Here is an 18,313-nt window from a genome sequence, read left to right as displayed (position 1 = left end):
AAGTCCTTTTAGTAGGTGGAAACCGCGGGATTGCCCGAAGTCAGGTTGACGGCGCCGGTCACGATGTACGAACCAATTCCGAGAGTCAGAAAGAACGCGGCAGCGATGCCGAGCAGCATGAAGTGCGTCAGCCGCGCGTTACGCTTGACTGCCTCAACCACGCGATCAAGCGATTCACGCCCGAGGCTCTTGATCGCCAGTTCGAATTGATCGCGCCCTGCCGCATCGGTGATCGTGTCGACGATCGTCGTGGAGAAGATTCCGGTGTCGAGCGCACGCATCGGCTCATCCGCCCGCGCGGTAAGCCGCCGGTTCATCGTCATCAGGTGCCAACGCATCCACGGGTCGGCGGTCTTCAACAGCCTCTCCAGCGCGGCGCGCAGTGTGAGGTTCGAATCGAACAGGCCTGCCAACGAGACGATCAGTAGCGCGGCACGCAAGTCGCGTCGATTGCGCCAGAGCAGCGGCATGCGATCGAATTTGTCCCGCAGCGGTCCCGCCCAGCGCTTCAGGCTTGAGAAGTAAGCGAAGACAAGACCGATCACGACCGTAAGCGTGAGCCACCAGTACTCAAAGCAGAACGTGTCGACGTGATAGAGGAAGCGCCCGAGGTCGGGCCACTGTTCCAATGGCCGAACATCCTTGACCTGTGGAAAGATGACGCCACCAAACAGCATGCAGTACGCGTACATATAGACGAGCAGCAGGGCTGGATAAGCCATCTGGACCGACGTCGTCGACGACAAGACGCGTTTCGCCTTCGCGGCCATCTCGGCGAGCTCGAAGCCGCGCACGACCGCATCCTCGCGCGCCGACTCATCCGCGATGTCGAGCAACGCGTACTCATCGCCGGGAATGAATGGCTTTATCGCGTGCGCGAAGCTCTCGCCGCGCTGCATGGTCTCGCGAATACGGGCGAACACATGCCACTCAATGCGGCCGCGTGCGCGATTGCGCTTCTCGTAGGTCTCCAGCCGGTCGAATAGCGTCTCGGTGTTACGCAGGCCTTTGGCTGCGATATCGAGCCGTGTCTCGCGGTAGAAGTCCTCGCGCACTTTCTGGAAACGCCAGCGCGCAGTGGCGACTTGCTGCCGCTTGGGAAGCATTTTTGCAAAGGTATTGAGCATGACCGACCCGGTTTAGAGCATCCGACCGTCGACGCCCGGCATCACGCGGTATTGCGCGAACGACTGCATCGACCGATTGATGAATTGTGGGTCAATCAAACCGCGCGAAGACTTGAAAAGAGCGTGTTCATAGAGCGTCTTTCCAGTCATGTCGGCATTATCGAATCCTGTACGGCGCTCGCCGCGCCAGATTCGACGCGCACCGGCCCAGTCACGCTCTCCTACACGCTCGAGGAATTCGGGGGTCGGACGGTAGAGTTCCGCCGCAACGGAAGGACGTTTGGTGCCGCCGGCGACCTTGCCATTGCGCGTGAACAGGCCGTCCAGACGACAGTGCTGGCAACCGTCGTAGTTGCGACAAGCCATCCGAGTGGTGTCGACGCCGAATTTGTTCCGCAGGATTTCCAGATCCATCGCAGGCATCACATCTTCAGCCGGGAGCTTGCAGTGATCGCACAGCGCCGGGATGAGCTTCTGGTTGCCCACCGCGTTGATGAAGCCCTCGGACGCGAGTTCGTCAATCGGCAACTGAAGGCGACCACCGGCCATACGCATCACCGCGGCAATCACGTCACTCGCGTGAAGCGAGAAGCGAACCGGGTGACCCGTCAGCGCGAGTTCGGCAACCAGCCCCATCACCACACGATCTCGCACTTCGCCGATCGTCAGATCGTCCGGGTCCTGACGCATGAGCGTGCGGATCACCTCCGCGTATTTTCGGTTTGCCTCGTCGTCGGTTTCGTCCGGCCGGCGGATGATCGAGTAGTCCGAAAGCCAAGGCATCGGATATTCGGAAGGTTCATTCACCGCGAACTGCTTCTTCAGCTCCCGGTCCGGCAGCATATACGAGAGGGCGCGCAGCGTCGTCGTCTTGCCCGAGCCCGTCTCGCCTGTCAGGGCGGTGATGCCGCCGCTCACATAGTTCAAGGTGTCGATCAAGTCGAGTTGGCTTTGCTCGAAGCCCATGTCCTTTGGTAGCAAGACGTTGAAGTTCTTGAAGTTGCCATCGAGCAAACGCAGCGTCACGTCGTACCCGCCGACGAGCGGAGACGACTGCCACCGAAGGTTCACGGTGTCGGTCTTCACCACCAACGGAATCATGGCGGACTGGGGTGCGGTGGGCTGAAAGCTGTTACCCGAATTTGTGTTGCGCTGGACGAGATCGCTATAGGCCGCGAACAACGCGCGACGCACGATCGCCTTGGGCATGTGGCGAAAGGTGTACATATCGCCATTCACGCGAAACCGCACTTCGACTTCGTTGTGGAACTCGCGCGGTTCGAAGTGAATATCGCTCGCGCCATACGCATGGGCTGCTTCGACGATGTCACGGAAGTTGCCGATCGCTCGACTGGCTTCGCGCACGCCCGCATTGTTCGGCGAAACCGCCTTGCCGGTATAGATCGCCGCGATGACTGCCTCACTCGCGACCATCTCTTCGCGCACCAGGATGTCGTTGTTGCCAAGATCCTTGATGAACGATGCGTATTGTGCCTTCTCGCAGAAGCGAGCCGTTGCGACCGTGATTGCGATGCCAGGCTGCAGTTCGACCGCCACGAATTCCTTGCGTGCATTCGCCGGAATACGCAACGCGGCGTCGTCATCCGATACGGTCAGGATGCGCTTGAACTCGGGCAGCGACTCGGGGGAGACAAGTTCGGGACGCCCGGACATCAATCCCACCGTGCCTGCGCTCTCCCCCTCTTCGTCCGCGTCTTCCGCGAAGAAGCCTTTCGATGCCTTCGGCGCTGACACGGGCTGCTCATCTGACACGCGTGGATGTTCGATTGCTGCGCGCTCGAGCGTGGCTACAGATGGTGTCTGCGTCGCAAGGCCTGTCGCGACGATGGAAATCGGAGCGTCGGGTGACTCGTCGGTCGAAACGCCGGTGGGTGCATTCGTCGCCATACCGGCCGGCGCGGCAGCGTCGGCCATAGGTGAATCGAGCGACGGCTCGACGCGCTGCGCGCTCGAACTGCGCTGTTCAGCCGATTTCATTGCAGCCGCCAGACTTTCAAACGTGGGCCGCTCGAAGACGGGCGGCACAAATGGATGAAAGGCCGGTTCTTCTTCCCTGCCCGAAGCATTCAGGTCGGGAACGCTCGGCGTCGACTCGGTGCCGATTACTGCCGCATCTTCGATCGTCGTGCTCTCGACGTCCTCGATATCGCCGCCTGAGAGCGCCCGTCCAAGAAACATGACTTGCGGGTTCGTCGCCCGCGATGTTGTCTCAGCCGACGGCGCTGGACGGCGCGACTCCGTGCTCGTCGACGCGGGCTCCTTCCGTTCGCGCTCGCGCTTGGGCTCGGCGCTGCTGGCCCCTTCCACGAAACCGGCACGAGGCGCACGCAAGCGCTTGAAGAAGCCTCCGCGCAGCTCGGGCGCGTCCTGATCCTCTTGATTGAACAGACCCATGATTATTTTCCGAAGGGAACAAAGGTGGACGCGGTCGCCGTCGGCAGGCCACCGGGAGGAAGGGGAGAACCGAGGTCATTGATTGCCCGGATGGCCGGACCATCGGGCGCGGCGAGCGGAAGGTCGGAGGGTGCAGAGATCGTCTCAGTCCATTTGCGCTTGCCATCGACGAGCGTGACGGTGAAGCCCTCGACCGACGCCACCGTCCATCCGTTGAGCAGGCGCGACCCTTGCCGCGCCGTGTAGGTAGCACCTTGAAAGTCATAGAGGACATACGCCCCAGACATATCGGAATAGGCGCCCACGAAGGTCGCTGGCACAACGCGCTTCGGCGGAAGCAGAGGCTTATGCTCGACGAACTTGGGAGCGGCCGGCGCACTTGCCGCCGCTGGTGCTACCGGCGCGGGTGCCCCGAGCGGCGAGCCAAGCCCGACGCCCTGCATGCCGTTGTTCGAACCATCGCTCTTGCGCATCGAATCGACGATCTTCTGCCGCGCGAGCTTGTCGATATCGTCAAGCGTCAGGTGACTTTCCTGTGCGATCGCGCCGCTCGCGGCGAGCATGAGCGCGCCAATCACCGCAGAGTGCAAGGCGGACTGAGGGGGGAATTTAGTTGAGAACATAGTATTTGCCCTTCGCGGTGAAATGCACGCCGGTGCCGTCATCTTTCAACTGGATGTCGAGCGACTCCAGCGCCATGTTGTCCGGCAGCCGCGTCAGCAAAGCGCTCTGCCATTTGTAGCCATCGATCTGCCATGCGCCCCGTTGCACGAGCGGACCTTGCACCTCGCCCGCCATCGGCTGACGAGATATCAATCGTTCGGCAGGCTTGATGTCCACCACGTAGCCGTGGCTGCTGAGGGTCTCCGGGGTCGTAGAGAGTTTCTGCGGTTCGGTCTGCAACGCCTTGATGAGCGCCTGCTGCGTCGGCCACGACTTGGCATCGGCGAGCGCCACGCGCTGCACGATGTCCGCTTCCGGCCCTTTCGTAGTCAGGTGCCAGCCATCTGGATTGAAGACCACCGGACGAATCGATTCGGGCGCGCGGGCGTCGAACTCCTTGAACGTGCCGCCTTGCCGTTTGTAGGTGGTCACACAAGGCCCGGTCGCATTGCAGGTCGCCTTCTCGAACTGCCAGCCGGCGAAGTTACTTTCCTCGCCACCGAATTTCGCGAGCAGTTGAGGCGCGAAGAGCTTTGCGAGCGGCGCGGGTGCGGCGAGCGTGCGCAACACGGCCGCCTGATATTCCTGCATGAAGGTAGGCGGAGGCGCGGGCGGGGGCGGAGGTGGATTGAGGATCTCCACCGCCTGCTTGCCGACGAAGAGAAGCGCCGCCAGGATCACGAACAACGGCACGACCGTCGGCACTGCGACGGGCATTTTCTTAATCAGACCAACCTTGCGGTCGACTAACAACTCGCGCAGTTGGAACATCTCGTCGACGGCGTGAAGTTGCGCGCCGAAACCGAGCGTCGCGAGCGCGAGACCCGCTTTCTCGCACTGGTCCTCGATTTCCTCGCGTCGATCCGCGAGTGCGATGAGCGCCACCTCTTCATCGGCTGTAACCGCGCCGCGCTGCACCAGCACCAGATGCACACGCTCTTCATTCTGGATCAGCACCAGCACGGCGGGCCGGCGCCGAACCCGGTCCAGCATAGCAATACGTGCGGCTGCGGAATACAGCTTGCTGCCCTTTCGTTGCTCGGCCTCGAGCGTGCAGAAGCCCGCGATTGTTTCGTCGTTTGCCTTGATCTCGGCGTAATGCGTCGCGGCAAGTCCCTGGGCGTAATGCCGACGCTCGGCCCGCGCGCCTTTGGGCGAGTACGCCCGCCATTCAAGCCCGAAGACCAGCTTCGCGCCCTTCTCCCCCGGAATCGATTCGAAGTGCATTCTTGTGCTCACCTCGTGCTCACATCGACGGCACGACAGTAGCCGTGAGCATGATCACCTGGAAGGTCCGGCCCTTGTTCCAGTTGCCGGACATACCGGCAATACCGTTGTTGCTGGAGCCGTCATAACGGTTCGTCACCGCGCCGTACAGGACCACGGTCTGACCGTCCGACAGCGCGATGGTCTGATCATCCTTGCTGCCGAGAATGTCGGGCAACTGGATCTGCTGGAGCGTGGCCCCGGAGCCCGTGCTGATCGTGGTGAACGGCCCATTGAGCTTCGAACTGTCACTCCAGTACGACAGGATGATCTGGTTGTGGTCGTTGACCGACGGCAGGATGTTCACGAAGTCACCGACCGTGACCGACCCAGGCTGCAGGCCAGGCACGCCCGCCGTGCCACCGGTGAGCGACCCGACACTTGGGGTGGTCGCGGCGAGATATCCCTTGGTCTCGAACGAACCAATCGACACCGGCAAGCCATTGAGCGTCAGCTTCGTCTGCGTGTTGTCCTGCACCGTCTTGCCGAAGCTGTTCAAGCCGCTGATGATGGCGTTCGTGCCTTCGAACGGCGAGCCGGGCTTGAGCACCGAAAGGCCAACGCTGCCACCCGCGGCGGTCGCAAGCGAGATAGGAGACGTGAACGCGATCGCGTATTTCTTCAATCCATCGGAGATGCGGTTGAAGACAATGTCTGTGCTCACGCCCGCTTGCGAACCGTTGTTCATATCGATCTGCAGCGTGCGCACACGCAATGCGACCTGACGGGTCGAGATCGCATTTTCGCGAGCGAGCAGCACGCCCATCCGGTCCACCGCCTCCTTGGTATCGCGCACCATCACCAGTCGGCTCTGCGGATTGACGACCACCTCGCCCAACGGCGATTTCAATTTCTCGAGTTCCGACTGAATGATCGCGATCTGATCGAAGGTGCCGTCACGGCCGGTGGAAGTGACCGACGAGAACGAACCGGTATTGCCCACAGTGCCGCCGGTCGCCCCGCCCGCCTGACCGCCGGTCGAGGTGTCGGTGCCCTTAGACATGGTCGACTTGATCGACACTTTGCCCGGGATCGCTGCGATCGTGAACGTCTTCGTCACGAGGCGGCTGATGGAAATGGTCGTTCCATCGAACGACCAGTCGAGGCCGAGATTTTCAGTCACGCCACGAAGGTACTGGCCGACTTTGCAGTTGCACGGCTGCGCATAGACCGGTTCAACGTTCGCCTTCGCGAGCGACGATGTCATCGGACCCGGTTGCGACGGAGCAGCGACATTGGTCTTCGGGATGAACGCATCGCGCGGAATGAACACGTCCGGGCTCAGGTGCACCGGGTAGCCGGTCGCACTGGACACGAGCGTCGCAATCTTCGAGAGCGGCAAATTGCCAGGGAACACCACCGTCTTCTCGCGGAAGATCGCGGGCAGCGTCGCTTCATAGGCGACCGGCACGAGGCGATCACCGAGAAACGCGGTCGGCACATCCTCAACGAGCGCCATCGACTCGGGGCCATTGCCCATCGCCTTTGCGCCCTCCGCGTTGAGCGCATCGTATGCGTGGTTGACGTCCCATTGCGACACCGCGCAGCCGGTGAGCGAGATCGCCACAAGCATGGCGACGGCGGATTTGATTTTCGTATGACGCATGGCGATTACTCTTGGCAGTTTGCCGCGCGCGCGACCACGCGGATAACGTTGTTGGTGTGCTTGCACACGCGCGTGGGCGTACGCATATGATTAGTGGCCTGCATGAGTTGCGTCAGCACCGATTTGAAATCGCCCAAGAAGGTCGCATTGAATTCGAGCGGCAGATCGTCATCGATCTTCCATGCGAGTTGCCAGCCTTGCTGCTGCAGCCAGCGATCGAGCGCGTTGCGCAAGTTGATGTCTTGCGGCGTGATGGTGAGCGACAGCACTCCGCCCGGTGTACTTGATGCGGTACCCGACGGAACAACGACAGGCGCGACGTCGAGCGAGGCACTCACGGGTGTCGGTGCGCCAGCACCGGGCAATCCAGTCGGAGCCGGAGTGCCGGGTACTGCCCGAGGCGCGGCGGGCGGCGCACCCGTTGAGGCGACCGGCGTTCCAGCCGGAGCTGCCATCGCCAGTTGCACGGGCGCAGGACGAGCGCTCGGCGCCGCGAGCATCTGCCATCCGTCTCCCGGCGGCGGAGGGAGGCGCGACTGATCGGGGTCGGCCGCCGCTAGCGTCGAGACTGTGGTCAGGGCCAGACAAGCGAACAGTTGAGCGGACAACTGGGCGAACAGGCGCGCGATGCGATGCGTTTGAAGAGAAAGAATGGGCGTCATGTTGGTCAGTTCGCGCGCTGCAGGCGACGGTAAATGTTGTTGGCGTAGACGAGTTGTTTGCTCGACGAGACGGCGTTATAGGCACCGACGGCCCGCCACGTCGCGCCGAACTGCTTGATGTTCGATGCAAGAATCCACGTCCCGACGTAGGCGTTCACGCAGGCATCGAATAGGTGCTGGCGCGATATCCCAAAGCGCGAAAGCTTCGGGAACCAGGTCGAATTGATCTGCATGAGGCCAATGTCTTCGCTGCCATCGCTGTTGCGATTCGTGACGTAGGGGCGCATGCCGGATTCTTGCTGCGCGATTGCGCGCACCAGTTGAACGCTCACACGGTGATAGCTCGCGGCGTCATCGATGCAATCGGCATGTGCCAACATCGGTCCGGCGGCGGCAAGCAGAATCGAGATCTGGAGCAACCGATTCATGACGCAGGCCGGTCGAAGAACCGCACGTCATGCTTGCGAAGAACGTTCACGACGTTGCCATCGGCATTGACAATGAATTGATCAGCGGTGCCATTGAACTTGTAGAAACGTCCCTTCTGTTCACCTGAACCCATATGCGCGACGTCCGCGACCGTGACCTTGCCGACCGTGTCAGCGAACTTGAAGAAGGTCGAGCCGTTCTGATCGAACACGCTTTGCAGGGCCGCCTTGTTCGCCGGGTCGAACTCGTACACTGTCCCTGCCACGCGCGCGACTTCCACCTTATCGGCGGCGTTCGAGATGGAGAAGCGTTCGGAGCGGTTGAACGTGAGGACATTCGTCGCGTCATCCCATTTAGGACGCAGCGATTTGCCGTCAGCATCGACGACTTTGAGTTCGTTCGAAGGCTTCGTGGAGAACTTGACTTGAATGTGGCTGTCGTCGCTGTCGCGGATCGCGACAGCACCCAGTTTCGCCGCAAGCACGGAGTCAGCCGGCGCAGCGACATTTGCGCCGCTCTGCTTGGCGATCTCGGCGATCGGATCTGCGGCGGACGAGGCAGTCTGTGCTGCTGCCGTCGAGGGCGTCGCCGGTGCGTCGTAGTTCACCGCGACCGACTGTGGCGCCGAACGACGAAGCGCCACGTGATGCGCGTTGAAATCGACGTCCGCGTAGAGATCGGAGGCCGCGACGAGCCGATCCAGCGACTGCATCCAGTTCTCACCGTCGCGTGTGGCGAAGCTCATCGACGACGTCAGGTCGATATCCTTCTGTGCTGAGCCGGTCCACCCTTGCGGAACGAGCGCCTTCACCAGCTGCGACAGCGGCAGTGTCGCGCTCAACGCGCGCGTGCTCTCGAGGCTGGTGCGCGAGCCAATCAACGCGAGACGGCCCGAGAAACCGGCAAACGCCGGCGGGGCATCGGAACGGGCCTTGTCGCCAATAAAGCGATTGGCCTTTTTCCAGTAGGCCGTCGCGGTCGAGCCACCCACCGTGTAGTGAATCACCTCCGGCGTGCCCGCGACGACGACGTACGGACCCTGGCTGTGTCCGCCATCGACGCGCAGCGCCTGTCCCGCGCGCGGCTGAAAGTAGGTATCGCTTCCATCGTTGAAAACGAGCGCTGGTCGCTCGAGCACGTTGCCCGCAATCTCATAATCGAAATCGAGCGGGTCCGTGCCTGCAGCGCTCGCATTGAGCGTGAACGCGGCAAGCGCCAGTGTGAGAAGGGAAAGCGTATGCTTCATAGACCGCGTTCGATTTGAGAGAGGTGCTTGACGAAGCGCGCGAGATACTCGCGCCCAGGTGCAGGATTCGCGCTGTGGTAGTACGCAACCGCCTTCGCGGCGGAGTGAGTCAACCGAAAGTTCTCGTTGAGAATGTCTTCAGCGACACGGATATTCGTCGCCGGCGCGAGCGCGTCCCAGGGGCTTGCGAAACGCTTGGAGTGGTACCCCCAGTTGATTTGCAAGAGACCTATGTCGAAGTCCGATCTGCCATGGCTGATGAGATAGCGAATAGCGCGATAGGCGTCCTCTCGGGTGCGGAAGAAGAAGCCGCGACCGGCCACGTTGAGCGTCCATGGCCAAGGTCGGCCGTTATAGGCCGACTCGTTGAGCGCAATCCCTGCGAGAATTTTGGGATCGACCGAGGTATGCATGGCGTCAAACGGCGCTTGCGCCGAAGCGCATGCCCAACCGCCTCGCCGCTCGGTCATGCTGGCCTGCGCGTCGTCGGTCAACGCAGCCGGACGCAGCCACCCTGCGCGCACGAACAACGTGGCGAGACTGACCGGCGCGCCGTCGATCGCGACAGCAACGGATCCATCGGCGGCCGACTCAATCGCCTGCCCTTCGAAACGGGTTGCCCACGACTGGAACGGCTTCAATCCGCACGCGTACACGGGCTCCCCAGGCAACTCGACAATCGCGCGTTTCGTGCCGTCATCGAGCACCACGCGCGTCGGGCTGATGATCGAATCGATCGTCGCCGCGTGAGCGGTAAGTGTGCAAACCGCAGCGCAAGCCGTGACGAGTGCCTTAATCATGGTATGGCTCCATCACGATGTCCTGCGTGACCTGAACCAGAAACTTCTGGCCAGGGTCGACCGTGATCGTCGGCGGGATGTTCTGATTGCGTTGCAGGACAGTCTGGGCGGTCGCGGCCGCGACCTGCCCCGCCGTGCTGCCGTAAGTTGTCACGCCGTTCGGGGTCGCGGTCGTTGCAGTCTGCGCGCCGTTGTCAAAGGCCTTCAGCAAGATCGCCGTGATGAACCCCGCGCCGAAGATCTTGAGGAAGTGGTTGTTCACGTCGCCGGAGAAGCCCGCATAGCCGTTTTGATCAGCGCCTTGCATGCCGTTGAGTGGCACGTTTTTGCCGTTCGGCAGACGCAGACTGGTCGATGCGACCAACAGGCGTTCCTGTCCCACCTTGACGTCGGCACTGTACATACCGTTGATGAACGACCCCTTTGGGATCATCAGACAGTCACCCCGCAAGCTGTCCCACACATCCTCATCGACCATGAGCGCGACGCGGCCCGGCTTGTCTGAGTTCAGCCCCTCGACGGTCTTGACGTGAATCGTATGCGGCGGCGTCAGCGTGCAGCCCGTCGAACGTCCATTGAACGTCGTTCGCTCGATGCCGCCGCGCGCGGCCGCATCATTCAGGAAGGCGCGATCGCGATCTTCAGGCGCCTGACCTTGCTTGGCAAGCGCGAGCGCAAGGGCATCCGCGCCTGCACTGCCCGCTGCCGCGCGAGCGGCGCGAACCTCTTCCAACGACGGGACACCGGCAGGCAACACGCCGGCGGCTTGCGTCGCGTTGCGCGAGGAACCGGCTTGCTTGAAAACTGACGCTGTGTAGATCGCATCCTGAGCGGCGCGGCGCGACAGGTCTCGCGTATCGCCGCCCTTGTCGACCTCATCCTTAAAGTCTGCGCCAGTGAGCATCGGCTTGACCGGTGGCTTCTTCGCAGCTGCTGCGTCGGATGCCGCGCGAGCGGCCGCCTCAGCGGCTGCGGCTTCGCGCTGCTGACGGATCATCTGATCGATGTCATTGCTGTTGGCAGCAGGCGCCTCAGTGCTGCTCTTCAGCGCCGTCGCCTTTTTGAGTCGAGCCTCTTCATCCGCCTTGCTGGTCGCCTGCAGCTCGTAGTAAAAGCCCAGGCCACCGATCACGACTGCGGCAAGAATGCCGATGCTCATGATCGCATTTCGCGGCGTCTTACCTTTGACGAGCGCCTCTTGCTCGGCGGTGGGGGCGGCGGAATCTGGTTTCTTCGCCACGGTCAGAACACTTCGAAGATCCGGCGGCGGCCGCGCGTCACCGTGACTTCATCCTTGCCCGAACGCAACACGATCTCATCAGCCAAACGCTGAAGAACGAGGAAATCGCCACGACGGATAAAGTTCGCTACAACGCGATCGCCGTGATCGAGGATGAACGGCACGGGCCACTCTTGTGCCTTCCCGGGCATGCGCAACCAGACCGCGTGACCGTCATCGAATACGGTCTCCGGCGTGAATTCGGCCCCGCCGTCCACGCTGTAGTCCCAGTTCAGCTTGTCTGGAGCCACACTGATGCTGCCGGAATCGACGCCGCCACGACCGCCATTGCCGACGGTGCCGCTGGCATCGTCGCGCGCGCCAGCCCGGGCCATCGGGGCGCGGGGATATTGAAAACGCACGGTCTGATAGAACATGCCCCCCGCCGGCGAGGCGATGAGCGTGAAGTCGTATTCGCGCAGGTTCGTCGTCAGATGCAGGGTGTTGACCAGATCCGCCTTGTGCGGCTTGATGAACACATGGTTCATCTTGTCGTCGTCGATTTCCCACTGAACGCTGTCGCCCATCGCGGGATCGGCAATCAGCTTCTCGCCCTTCTCCAGTTCGATGGTCGTGAGTTTCAGGGGCGCGGTGAGCACACGATAGATCTGGTCGCGGCTATACGGAAACACGCCAATGCGAGCATCGCCCGGCATCGTCAGCGGATCAGCACCACCATTGAAAGGATTGATCGGGCTCATCGGGTCGCCAGCGACCATTGCGGTGTTGAATCCGCTGCCCTCGCTCGACGGCTTTTTCGCCTCGGCTGCCGGTGTAGCGAACACGGCCCACGCAGCGAGGACGCACAAGCCGATAACCGGCCCTTTGTTGAACTTGGTAGCGGTCATGCTTATGCGGTCCGCTCGAGGCGGAAGAACGGAATGTAAATGCCGAAGGGGTTCGCCGTGAGCGCTTGGTCAGCTGTAGGCACGACGATCTGATAGCGCAAGGTCAACGCAAACTGCTTGACCTCGGGTTTGCCTACGGAGCCTGCCTGTGAGGTGGTCGTGGTGAACTCCACGAGCACCGTCGAGTCCTCCAGCAATGCGATGTTGCGAACGTCCACTTCGCGGATCAGCTTCGGATTGGCTGTGATCGCCTGAAACGGCGCGTCCAGCTTGAGCCAGTCGCGGAACTGGCCCGTCGCGGCGCCGATCATCTGCGCCTTCACGGAATTGATGTTGGCGGTCATCCGTGAGGTCTCGAGCCGATCGGTCAGTACGGGCTCGATCGTGAACCAGCGCACCGCCATGTCCTTGACGGTCGTGCGGATCGCCTGCGAGTCAGGCTTGTAGGCCACGAGCTCGGTGACGATAGGATGGCCGCCGACGTCCGCCGAGACTCCAACGACGCGGGTCACCGACGGCGGCGGCTGGCGCGTCCAAACAGCCCCTGCCGCCACGAACGCGAGACCGAACGCAATGAGCATCCAGCGGTTTGCTTCGAGCTTGAGTCGGGTACTCGTCTCGAAGATGACCTTGCTCGGATCTTCCTCCGCGAACATGCCCGGAGCCGTAGAAAGCGCGGTGCGACGTTTGTTTTTAAAAAGACGCATGGCAACCCTTGTTGAATGGCTACCATTGAAACAGCGCGAACGTCCTTTTTTTCCCTGAAAGACGATGTGTTTTATGCGCCTTTACACGACACGACGTGGCGAAGCGCATTGCTGCGATAAGAGCTACCCGGATAGCTCTCTCGGCGAACAAATACGCAGTTTTTTGCGAGCTTTTCCAGACCAAGGCGAGATTCGGCTGTGCTCTAACCATGACCGGTACGGAAGGCCACCGTAGCCGGAAAAGCGCGGTTTCGTGTGCCGATTTGGGGGGTTGCGCTAAATGTCACATTTGTCGCACGCGAATTTACTAATACAAATCATATAGTTAGTGAACTTTACACTTTGGCATCCGAGCTACCCAGATAGCTCTGTGGTGGTTTTGATGCTCATCGGGCGCAAGCCGCGGTAGCGTTTCCTTCAAGGCGCCGAGGGCGAACTCTGCGTGGTCAACACACGATCGCGGAGTAAGGTCGGGCGAAGGTGGTACGGCGCGTAGTCGTCGCGAGTGATTACCTTGCGCAGTTGGCCGCAAAGATCCGTGAACGCTTGATGCAACGATTTCGAGCGCTTTGTGGAACGGAACGACCTTGATGACCGTCCGGCGCCAAGGCCACCAGTCCGAGTTCTTCAACTGGTCCGAACGTTGGCGCTGTCGAACTGGAAGCTTCTTCCTACAACGCTCGAACTTTCTCCCTAACGCGTGTTCCTCTGCGGCTTAATGCACGCGCGCTCAGTAGCAGCTAGGGGCTCCGTCTCACGTTCGCTTTTCAAGCACGCGAAATCGATGGTCCCATGCCACAGCGCACGCAAATAGGCGAGCGGGTTGATCGTCTTTCCTGATTTCATTGAGGGGATACATGCACCACACCGTCGGAGAGTTTGTACCGCTTCCCCGGGGCAATGCCATGCCAACAAATGTCGATTGGAGTAATCAACCCAGCGGTTGCAAGCCAAGGTAACTCGCGCGGAAGCGCGCTTCCTTCGAAGAGCCCCAGCGGTTGTCTCGTTGAAAAAGATCGCTTAGGTTCACTATTTACCTATCGCACGGATGCAACGCCGTTCCGCCCCCCAGGACTTCTGACGATTCCGCCTCGGTTCTGACAGAGGTCAGTCCCAGCGTATCTAGACCCCGGCGCGTGAAAGTGGACATTGAAACTGTCTCGGCCCGCTCGGGCTCGCTCGCAAGGACGTCATCCCGGAACTTGTTGGTCCCTTCGGCGGGTAATTAGCTTCATACGAACGGCATGGGCCGAAGGCTGCCGATTTAGAGCATGACGAAGTCGGAGTCGTTGTCGGATTTAGCCGTTCGTCGCCCCCAACCGCTCGAGCAGCGCGCCTGCAACGGCTGTGAGTTCCACTTGAAGACTATCGAGCTTGGAAAGAACGGATGGGAGATCGGTCTCGGCGTTCAAAGCTTTCGGAAAGTCCTCATTTCGGCGAACCATTTCCGCTAGTCGCAAAAAACCTAACAAACAAGAGAGCGGATGACAGAAACACAACGTTTCGGCGAGTAGCACCTCCCGTTTTGCACGGTAACGACGCTCGAAAAGCCGGGGAAAAAGGCGCTCTTTCGCGGGATTGCCACGCGCCGCGATCTGGGAGAATGAAAACGAACAAACCATGGAGCGTAAGTCTTGCAGACCGTAGAAGGACGTCCGATCGCGCGAAATCCGCTGCTGCTCGCTGAACTCTATTTCTCCGGTCTTGCGAAGGAGAAGTGGACTTCTCAGAAAGAAGCTCTCGCCGCACTAGGCCATCTGACGCCGAGTGTGAGCCGTGAAGAGTTGAGCCGGGCCATTGGCGTGTCGAAACTGCCGCCACCTGTGCTCTCACTTTTTCAAGCCGCGGGAATATGGAGCAGCACGGCGCGAGAACTCGTGAGCCTTGCGAGAAAATACGGACCCCATGCGCTTGAGGAGCGCGCCCGGCTCATTGATGCTCGCGGCCTGACGTGGCATCAAATCGTCAAGCTGCTGGACGGCCAGGAGCCTGTTGCGCCGAAACGTCGGTCGAAAGCCAGCTCCCCTCTTGTGCTGGCGGCTATGTACGAAAACGGAGTCGCCGATGGCCGGTGGGATTCAATAACCGAAGCGGCCGAATTGCTGGGCTGGAGTAAATCCCACCTCAAGTGGGCAGTGGCAGTGTCGCGGCTCCCTGCACAAGTGTTGCAGCTTTTTGACGGAAAAATACTCATTAACGCAATTGGCGATGTTCTTCTCCATGTCCACGAGGTCATCGGCACGGCCGAGATGATCCGTCGCGCGGACGAATTGCTGCAAAAGCCAAAAAGACGCACCGTGGAGAAGATCGTCGCACATCTCGTAGGGACCAAAGAGGAATCGCAGGTCAGCCTAAAGGTGCGCAAAAGCCGGAGCCAGCGCGTCAGCCGCTTTGTTTTCGAGTTCTCAGTTGAAGCCTCTGACGCCGACGAAATCATTACGGCCGGACAGGATTTTGCGCCGGTCGTCCAACTCGTGCTGTCAATGCTCCGGGTGCGAAACGCACAAGGGTCAAAATAAAAATTTCGTGTAAAGGGTGCACGAGGTCGGCAGCGTCATTGCGATGGTTTACGTCGACGAGGGCCCGCGATGCCGGAAGCAACCTGGCACATCTCGCGCCGACTATCGCAAGACGATTTCGGCCGCGTGATTAGGCAGCTTCGACGCTTCACGACCAACTCGGCCTTTTGGACGTCGATCGCGGCATCCAGGTTAGGCAGGCGCACTCAGCGACCCCTTCTGCCTCGGGTCAAGGATTGTTTCACGTCGACGCTCTTGTTCCACACTTAACGTCTTTTCGCGAAATCCTCCCTGCATGTCCACAGGACAACGCGCTCCGCGATTCGAACGGCGCAAAGTTAACTTGCGTTTACCACACGAGACGTCTAAAGTTCCTCTTGATTCTATCCGTTGGATCGAAATCTCGCATATCGATAGAATAATTCCAAACGATGGAAAGTGGACCATGGACTTAGACCTCGCCAACCCGGGTAAGACTACGCCAGAAGATCTTATAAGGCTCGCTGGACTGTCCGACTTCATGTTGCAGAAGATCCGCGACGAGTTACTCGAACCTTTTCCAAGGAAGGTTCCGCCGATGCTCAGCTCGGCGCGGGTCCAGGAAATGTGCGGGATCGACGTCCAACGGATGGCCTATATGCTCAAAAAAGGTGAGCTGCCTCAAGGTAAACAAACGCGTCGAGGCTCGCCGCGTCAGTTCACTGTGGAAGAGGCTGTTCAATGGGTTAGGGCCGAGCTTGTTCCAACACCTCGATCGGGTCCCGGCAAAATTATTGCGGTCGCCAACTTCAAAGGTGGTGTGACCAAAACCACGATGTCGACAGTCCTTGCACAGGGGCTGGCGATGCGTCGTGGTCGGCGTGTTTGCCACATAGATCTTGACCCGCAAGGAAGTGCGACTACGCTGTACGGGATCAACCCGCACGCAGAAGTCGACGCTTCGCAGACGATCATGCCTTTGATCGAGGCGTACTTGAAGGGTGACGAGTTTGATATGCGTACCCTTCCTCAAGAGACCTACTGGCCCAACTTGGACCTGATCCCTTCGTCCACTGAGCTCTTTAATGCTGAGTTCATGCTGCCCGCGCGCGCATCGGCGGGCGCCCGCGGCGAGCGGTTCGAAAATGTACTTCACGCGGGAACTGAAGCTCTGCGCGACAGGTACGACTACATCATTTTGGATACGGCTCCGACGCTAAGCTATTTGACCATCAATGCAATCTTTGCAGCAGACGGGGTAATTGTGCCTGTAGTGCCTGACGTTTTATCGTTCGCGTCGATGGTGCAGTTTTGGCACCTGTTTTCGGATCTGGTGACAGGCATGGCAGCACGCGGAGAACAGTCGCGCAAAGAATTCGACTTCCTCGACATTCTTATCACGCGCATGACACCGAAGCCAGCGGCCAAGGCCGTCCAATCGTGGATTAGCCAACTCTACGGTAACCGGGTCATCCCTGTCGAAATTCCAGAAACAGATGTGGCGCGCAATACGAATATGCGGTTCGCGACCGTCTATGACATTAGCACGTATGAAGGCGGCGCCGAGACACTGCGACGGATTCGGACGCCCTGTGACCAGTTTGTCGATCGCGTTGATGATCGCGTCTCGGCTCTATGGCAGAAAGGGGGTAACGCATCATGAGCATGAAGAATTTTGCCTCCAAGGCCGCGAATATACGCCTCACAGATGAGGAGGCAGACGAGGCACAGAATCGAGCGGCGACGACACCTCGTACCGCCCCCGGTCAATTGATGCACCTCCAAGCGAAGTCGGAGCAACAGCAGGATGAGATCGACCGCCTCAAGAAGGAGCTGCAGGAAGCCAAGCAGATGGGCGGCGCCGTAGATGTGCCTCTTTCCGATCTGCATGAGGTCCCGGGCCGGCGCAGATACATGGCTCCAGAGAAGTATGCCGAACTGCGCGACAACCTGCGGCACAACAAGCTCATCCATCCAGTAGTTGTCCTGCCTCGCGCAGAAGGCGGATTCGAAATTATCTCGGGACACCATCGAAGCGATGCGTATCGGGAGCTAGGCCGCGAAACCATTCGTTGTGTGCTGGGAGAGGCAACAGCTGAAGAGGCCGATGAAGGAGCCTTCTTCGCAAATTTGATGCAGTCGGACCTTACTGACTATGAGAAGTACATTGGATTGAAGCGATTCCAGACGGAGCATCCAGAACTGAGCAAGGCATCTGTTGCCGAGCATGTGGGGATCAGTCCGTCTCATATCAGCGCTCTTTTGTCCTTCGAACGTCTCCCGCAGGAGGTTCGAAAGATTCTTGAAGCGAACATGGCGCTGTTGGGAGCGAACGCCGCGGCCGAGTTGGCGGTCCTCGCTGAGGCGGGCAAGAGCGACCGAGTGCTAGAAGCCGTCCAGCGTCTTGCGGATAGGAAGCTTGACCAATCGCAGGCGGTCAAATTCGCACGCGCTTCCGTCGAACCCAAGAAAGCAGCGACAGCAACAACGAACTTCAAGATCCGCTCGGGGAAGACAACCTGGTGCGACGTCCGCAGTGCAAAAAATGTCATGCGGATCGAATTCCAATCAGAGGAGATCGCGAACTCTGTCCGTGACGCGATCCGCAAACACCTTGAGCAGCTAGCACAGGCTCAAAAAACGTAAATTATTGATTTTTAAGATCTTCGTACTACGCAGCCGCTAACGGAGAAGGAAATGAAGAAAGTTTGAGGCTAGAAAGACAAAGGCCCGCAGCTGGAAACTGAGGGCCTTTGCGATTGTGGGC

The 18,313-nt window shown here is 60.0% G+C and carries 17 protein-coding genes; 4 read left to right on the top strand and 13 right to left on the bottom strand.

Annotated elements, in window-relative coordinates; genetic code table 11:
* Positions 1–8 precede the first annotated feature (8 nt).
* From AWB76_RS11950 to AWB76_RS11915, 8 genes are read right to left on the bottom strand one after another with little or no spacing between them, the layout of a single operon-like run.
* Complete coding sequence (locus AWB76_RS11950; protein ID WP_061160340.1) at positions 9–1,127, bottom strand: type II secretion system F family protein; 1,119 nt, start codon at positions 1,125–1,127, stop codon at positions 9–11.
* Between the two features lie 12 nt (positions 1,128–1,139).
* Positions 1,140–3,542 (bottom strand): ATPase, T2SS/T4P/T4SS family, encoded by a 2,403-nt coding sequence (locus AWB76_RS11945; RefSeq protein ID WP_061160339.1) that lies wholly within the window; start codon positions 3,540–3,542, stop codon positions 1,140–1,142.
* Between the two features lie 2 nt (positions 3,543–3,544).
* Entirely contained in the window at positions 3,545–4,105 is a 561-nt protein-coding gene (locus AWB76_RS11940) for a hypothetical protein (protein ID WP_157696108.1), read from the bottom strand.
* Positions 4,106–4,151: 46 nt separating this feature from the next.
* Positions 4,152–5,432 (bottom strand): type IV pilus inner membrane component PilO, encoded by a 1,281-nt coding sequence (locus AWB76_RS11935; protein ID WP_061127937.1) that lies wholly within the window; start codon positions 5,430–5,432, stop codon positions 4,152–4,154.
* Positions 5,433–5,451: 19 nt separating this feature from the next.
* Positions 5,452–7,077 carry a hypothetical protein gene (locus AWB76_RS11930; RefSeq protein ID WP_061160337.1) on the bottom strand — a complete coding sequence of 542 codons (1,626 nt, stop codon included), beginning with the start codon at positions 7,075–7,077 and terminating at the stop codon, positions 5,452–5,454.
* Positions 7,078–7,082: 5 nt separating this feature from the next.
* Positions 7,083–7,739 (bottom strand): toxin co-regulated pilus biosynthesis Q family protein, encoded by a 657-nt coding sequence (locus AWB76_RS11925; RefSeq protein WP_061160336.1) that lies wholly within the window; start codon positions 7,737–7,739, stop codon positions 7,083–7,085.
* 5 nt (positions 7,740–7,744) lie between these two features.
* Positions 7,745–8,167 (bottom strand): lytic transglycosylase domain-containing protein, encoded by a 423-nt coding sequence (locus AWB76_RS11920; RefSeq protein ID WP_061127934.1) that lies wholly within the window; start codon positions 8,165–8,167, stop codon positions 7,745–7,747.
* The gene (locus AWB76_RS11915) at positions 8,164–9,174 is read right to left on the bottom strand and encodes a hypothetical protein (protein WP_244173325.1); all 1,011 of its coding nucleotides are present in this window, start codon (positions 9,172–9,174) and stop codon (positions 8,164–8,166) included. The genes AWB76_RS11920 and AWB76_RS11915 overlap by 4 nt, the downstream gene beginning before the upstream one ends.
* 39 nt (positions 9,175–9,213) lie before the next feature.
* Between AWB76_RS11915 and AWB76_RS42140 the strand changes: the two genes are divergently transcribed.
* Positions 9,214–9,432, top strand: coding sequence for a hypothetical protein (locus AWB76_RS42140; protein ID WP_244173324.1), 219 nt, complete (start codon positions 9,214–9,216; stop codon positions 9,430–9,432).
* On the opposite strand, the gene AWB76_RS11910 is transcribed toward AWB76_RS42140, so the two are convergent.
* From AWB76_RS11910 to AWB76_RS40850, 5 genes are all read right to left on the bottom strand, one after another.
* The gene (locus AWB76_RS11910) at positions 9,411–10,214 is read right to left on the bottom strand and encodes a transglycosylase SLT domain-containing protein (RefSeq protein WP_061127932.1); all 804 of its coding nucleotides are present in this window, start codon (positions 10,212–10,214) and stop codon (positions 9,411–9,413) included. The two genes, AWB76_RS42140 and AWB76_RS11910, sit on opposite strands and share 22 nt — an antisense overlap.
* Positions 10,207–11,454: a TraB/TrbI/VirB10 family type IV secretion system protein gene (locus AWB76_RS11905; RefSeq protein WP_061160334.1), complete on the bottom strand. Its 1,248-nt coding sequence runs from the start codon at positions 11,452–11,454 to the stop codon at positions 10,207–10,209. The genes AWB76_RS11910 and AWB76_RS11905 overlap by 8 nt, the downstream gene beginning before the upstream one ends.
* 2 nt (positions 11,455–11,456) lie before the next feature.
* The gene (locus AWB76_RS11900; protein WP_061160333.1) at positions 11,457–12,341 is read right to left on the bottom strand and encodes a TrbG/VirB9 family P-type conjugative transfer protein; all 885 of its coding nucleotides are present in this window, start codon (positions 12,339–12,341) and stop codon (positions 11,457–11,459) included.
* A 2-nt stretch (positions 12,342–12,343) separates the two neighbouring features.
* Positions 12,344–13,048 carry a VirB8 family type IV secretion system protein gene (locus AWB76_RS11895; protein ID WP_061160332.1) on the bottom strand — a complete coding sequence of 235 codons (705 nt, stop codon included), beginning with the start codon at positions 13,046–13,048 and terminating at the stop codon, positions 12,344–12,346.
* 1,298 nt (positions 13,049–14,346) lie between these two features.
* Positions 14,347–14,670, bottom strand: a complete 324-nt coding sequence (locus tag AWB76_RS40850) for a hypothetical protein (protein ID WP_143746570.1) — start codon at positions 14,668–14,670, stop codon at positions 14,347–14,349.
* 12 nt (positions 14,671–14,682) lie between these two features.
* Here AWB76_RS40850 and AWB76_RS11890 point away from each other — a divergent pair, with 12 nt between their 5' ends.
* The 3 genes from AWB76_RS11890 (at position 14,683) to AWB76_RS11880 (ending at position 18,192) form a co-directional block, all read left to right on the top strand.
* Positions 14,683–15,567 (top strand): ParB/RepB/Spo0J family partition protein, encoded by an 885-nt coding sequence (locus tag AWB76_RS11890; RefSeq protein ID WP_157696107.1) that lies wholly within the window; start codon positions 14,683–14,685, stop codon positions 15,565–15,567.
* Positions 15,568–16,012: 445 nt separating this feature from the next.
* On the top strand, positions 16,013–17,209 hold the full coding sequence (locus AWB76_RS11885) for a ParA family protein (protein ID WP_061160330.1): 1,197 nt from the start codon (positions 16,013–16,015) through the stop codon (positions 17,207–17,209).
* A complete protein-coding gene (locus AWB76_RS11880; RefSeq protein ID WP_061127925.1) occupies positions 17,206–18,192 on the top strand; it encodes a ParB/RepB/Spo0J family partition protein in 987 nt (328 codons plus the stop codon). The genes AWB76_RS11885 and AWB76_RS11880 overlap by 4 nt, the downstream gene beginning before the upstream one ends.
* Positions 18,193–18,313: the final 121 nt, after the last annotated feature.

Origin of the sequence: Caballeronia temeraria (assembly GCF_001544795.2) — a bacterium.
Taxonomy (GTDB): Bacteria; Pseudomonadota; Gammaproteobacteria; order Burkholderiales; family Burkholderiaceae; genus Caballeronia; species Caballeronia temeraria.
The sequence above is the reverse complement of the archived record's forward strand: the minus strand, read 5'-3'. Positions and strand labels throughout refer to the sequence as shown.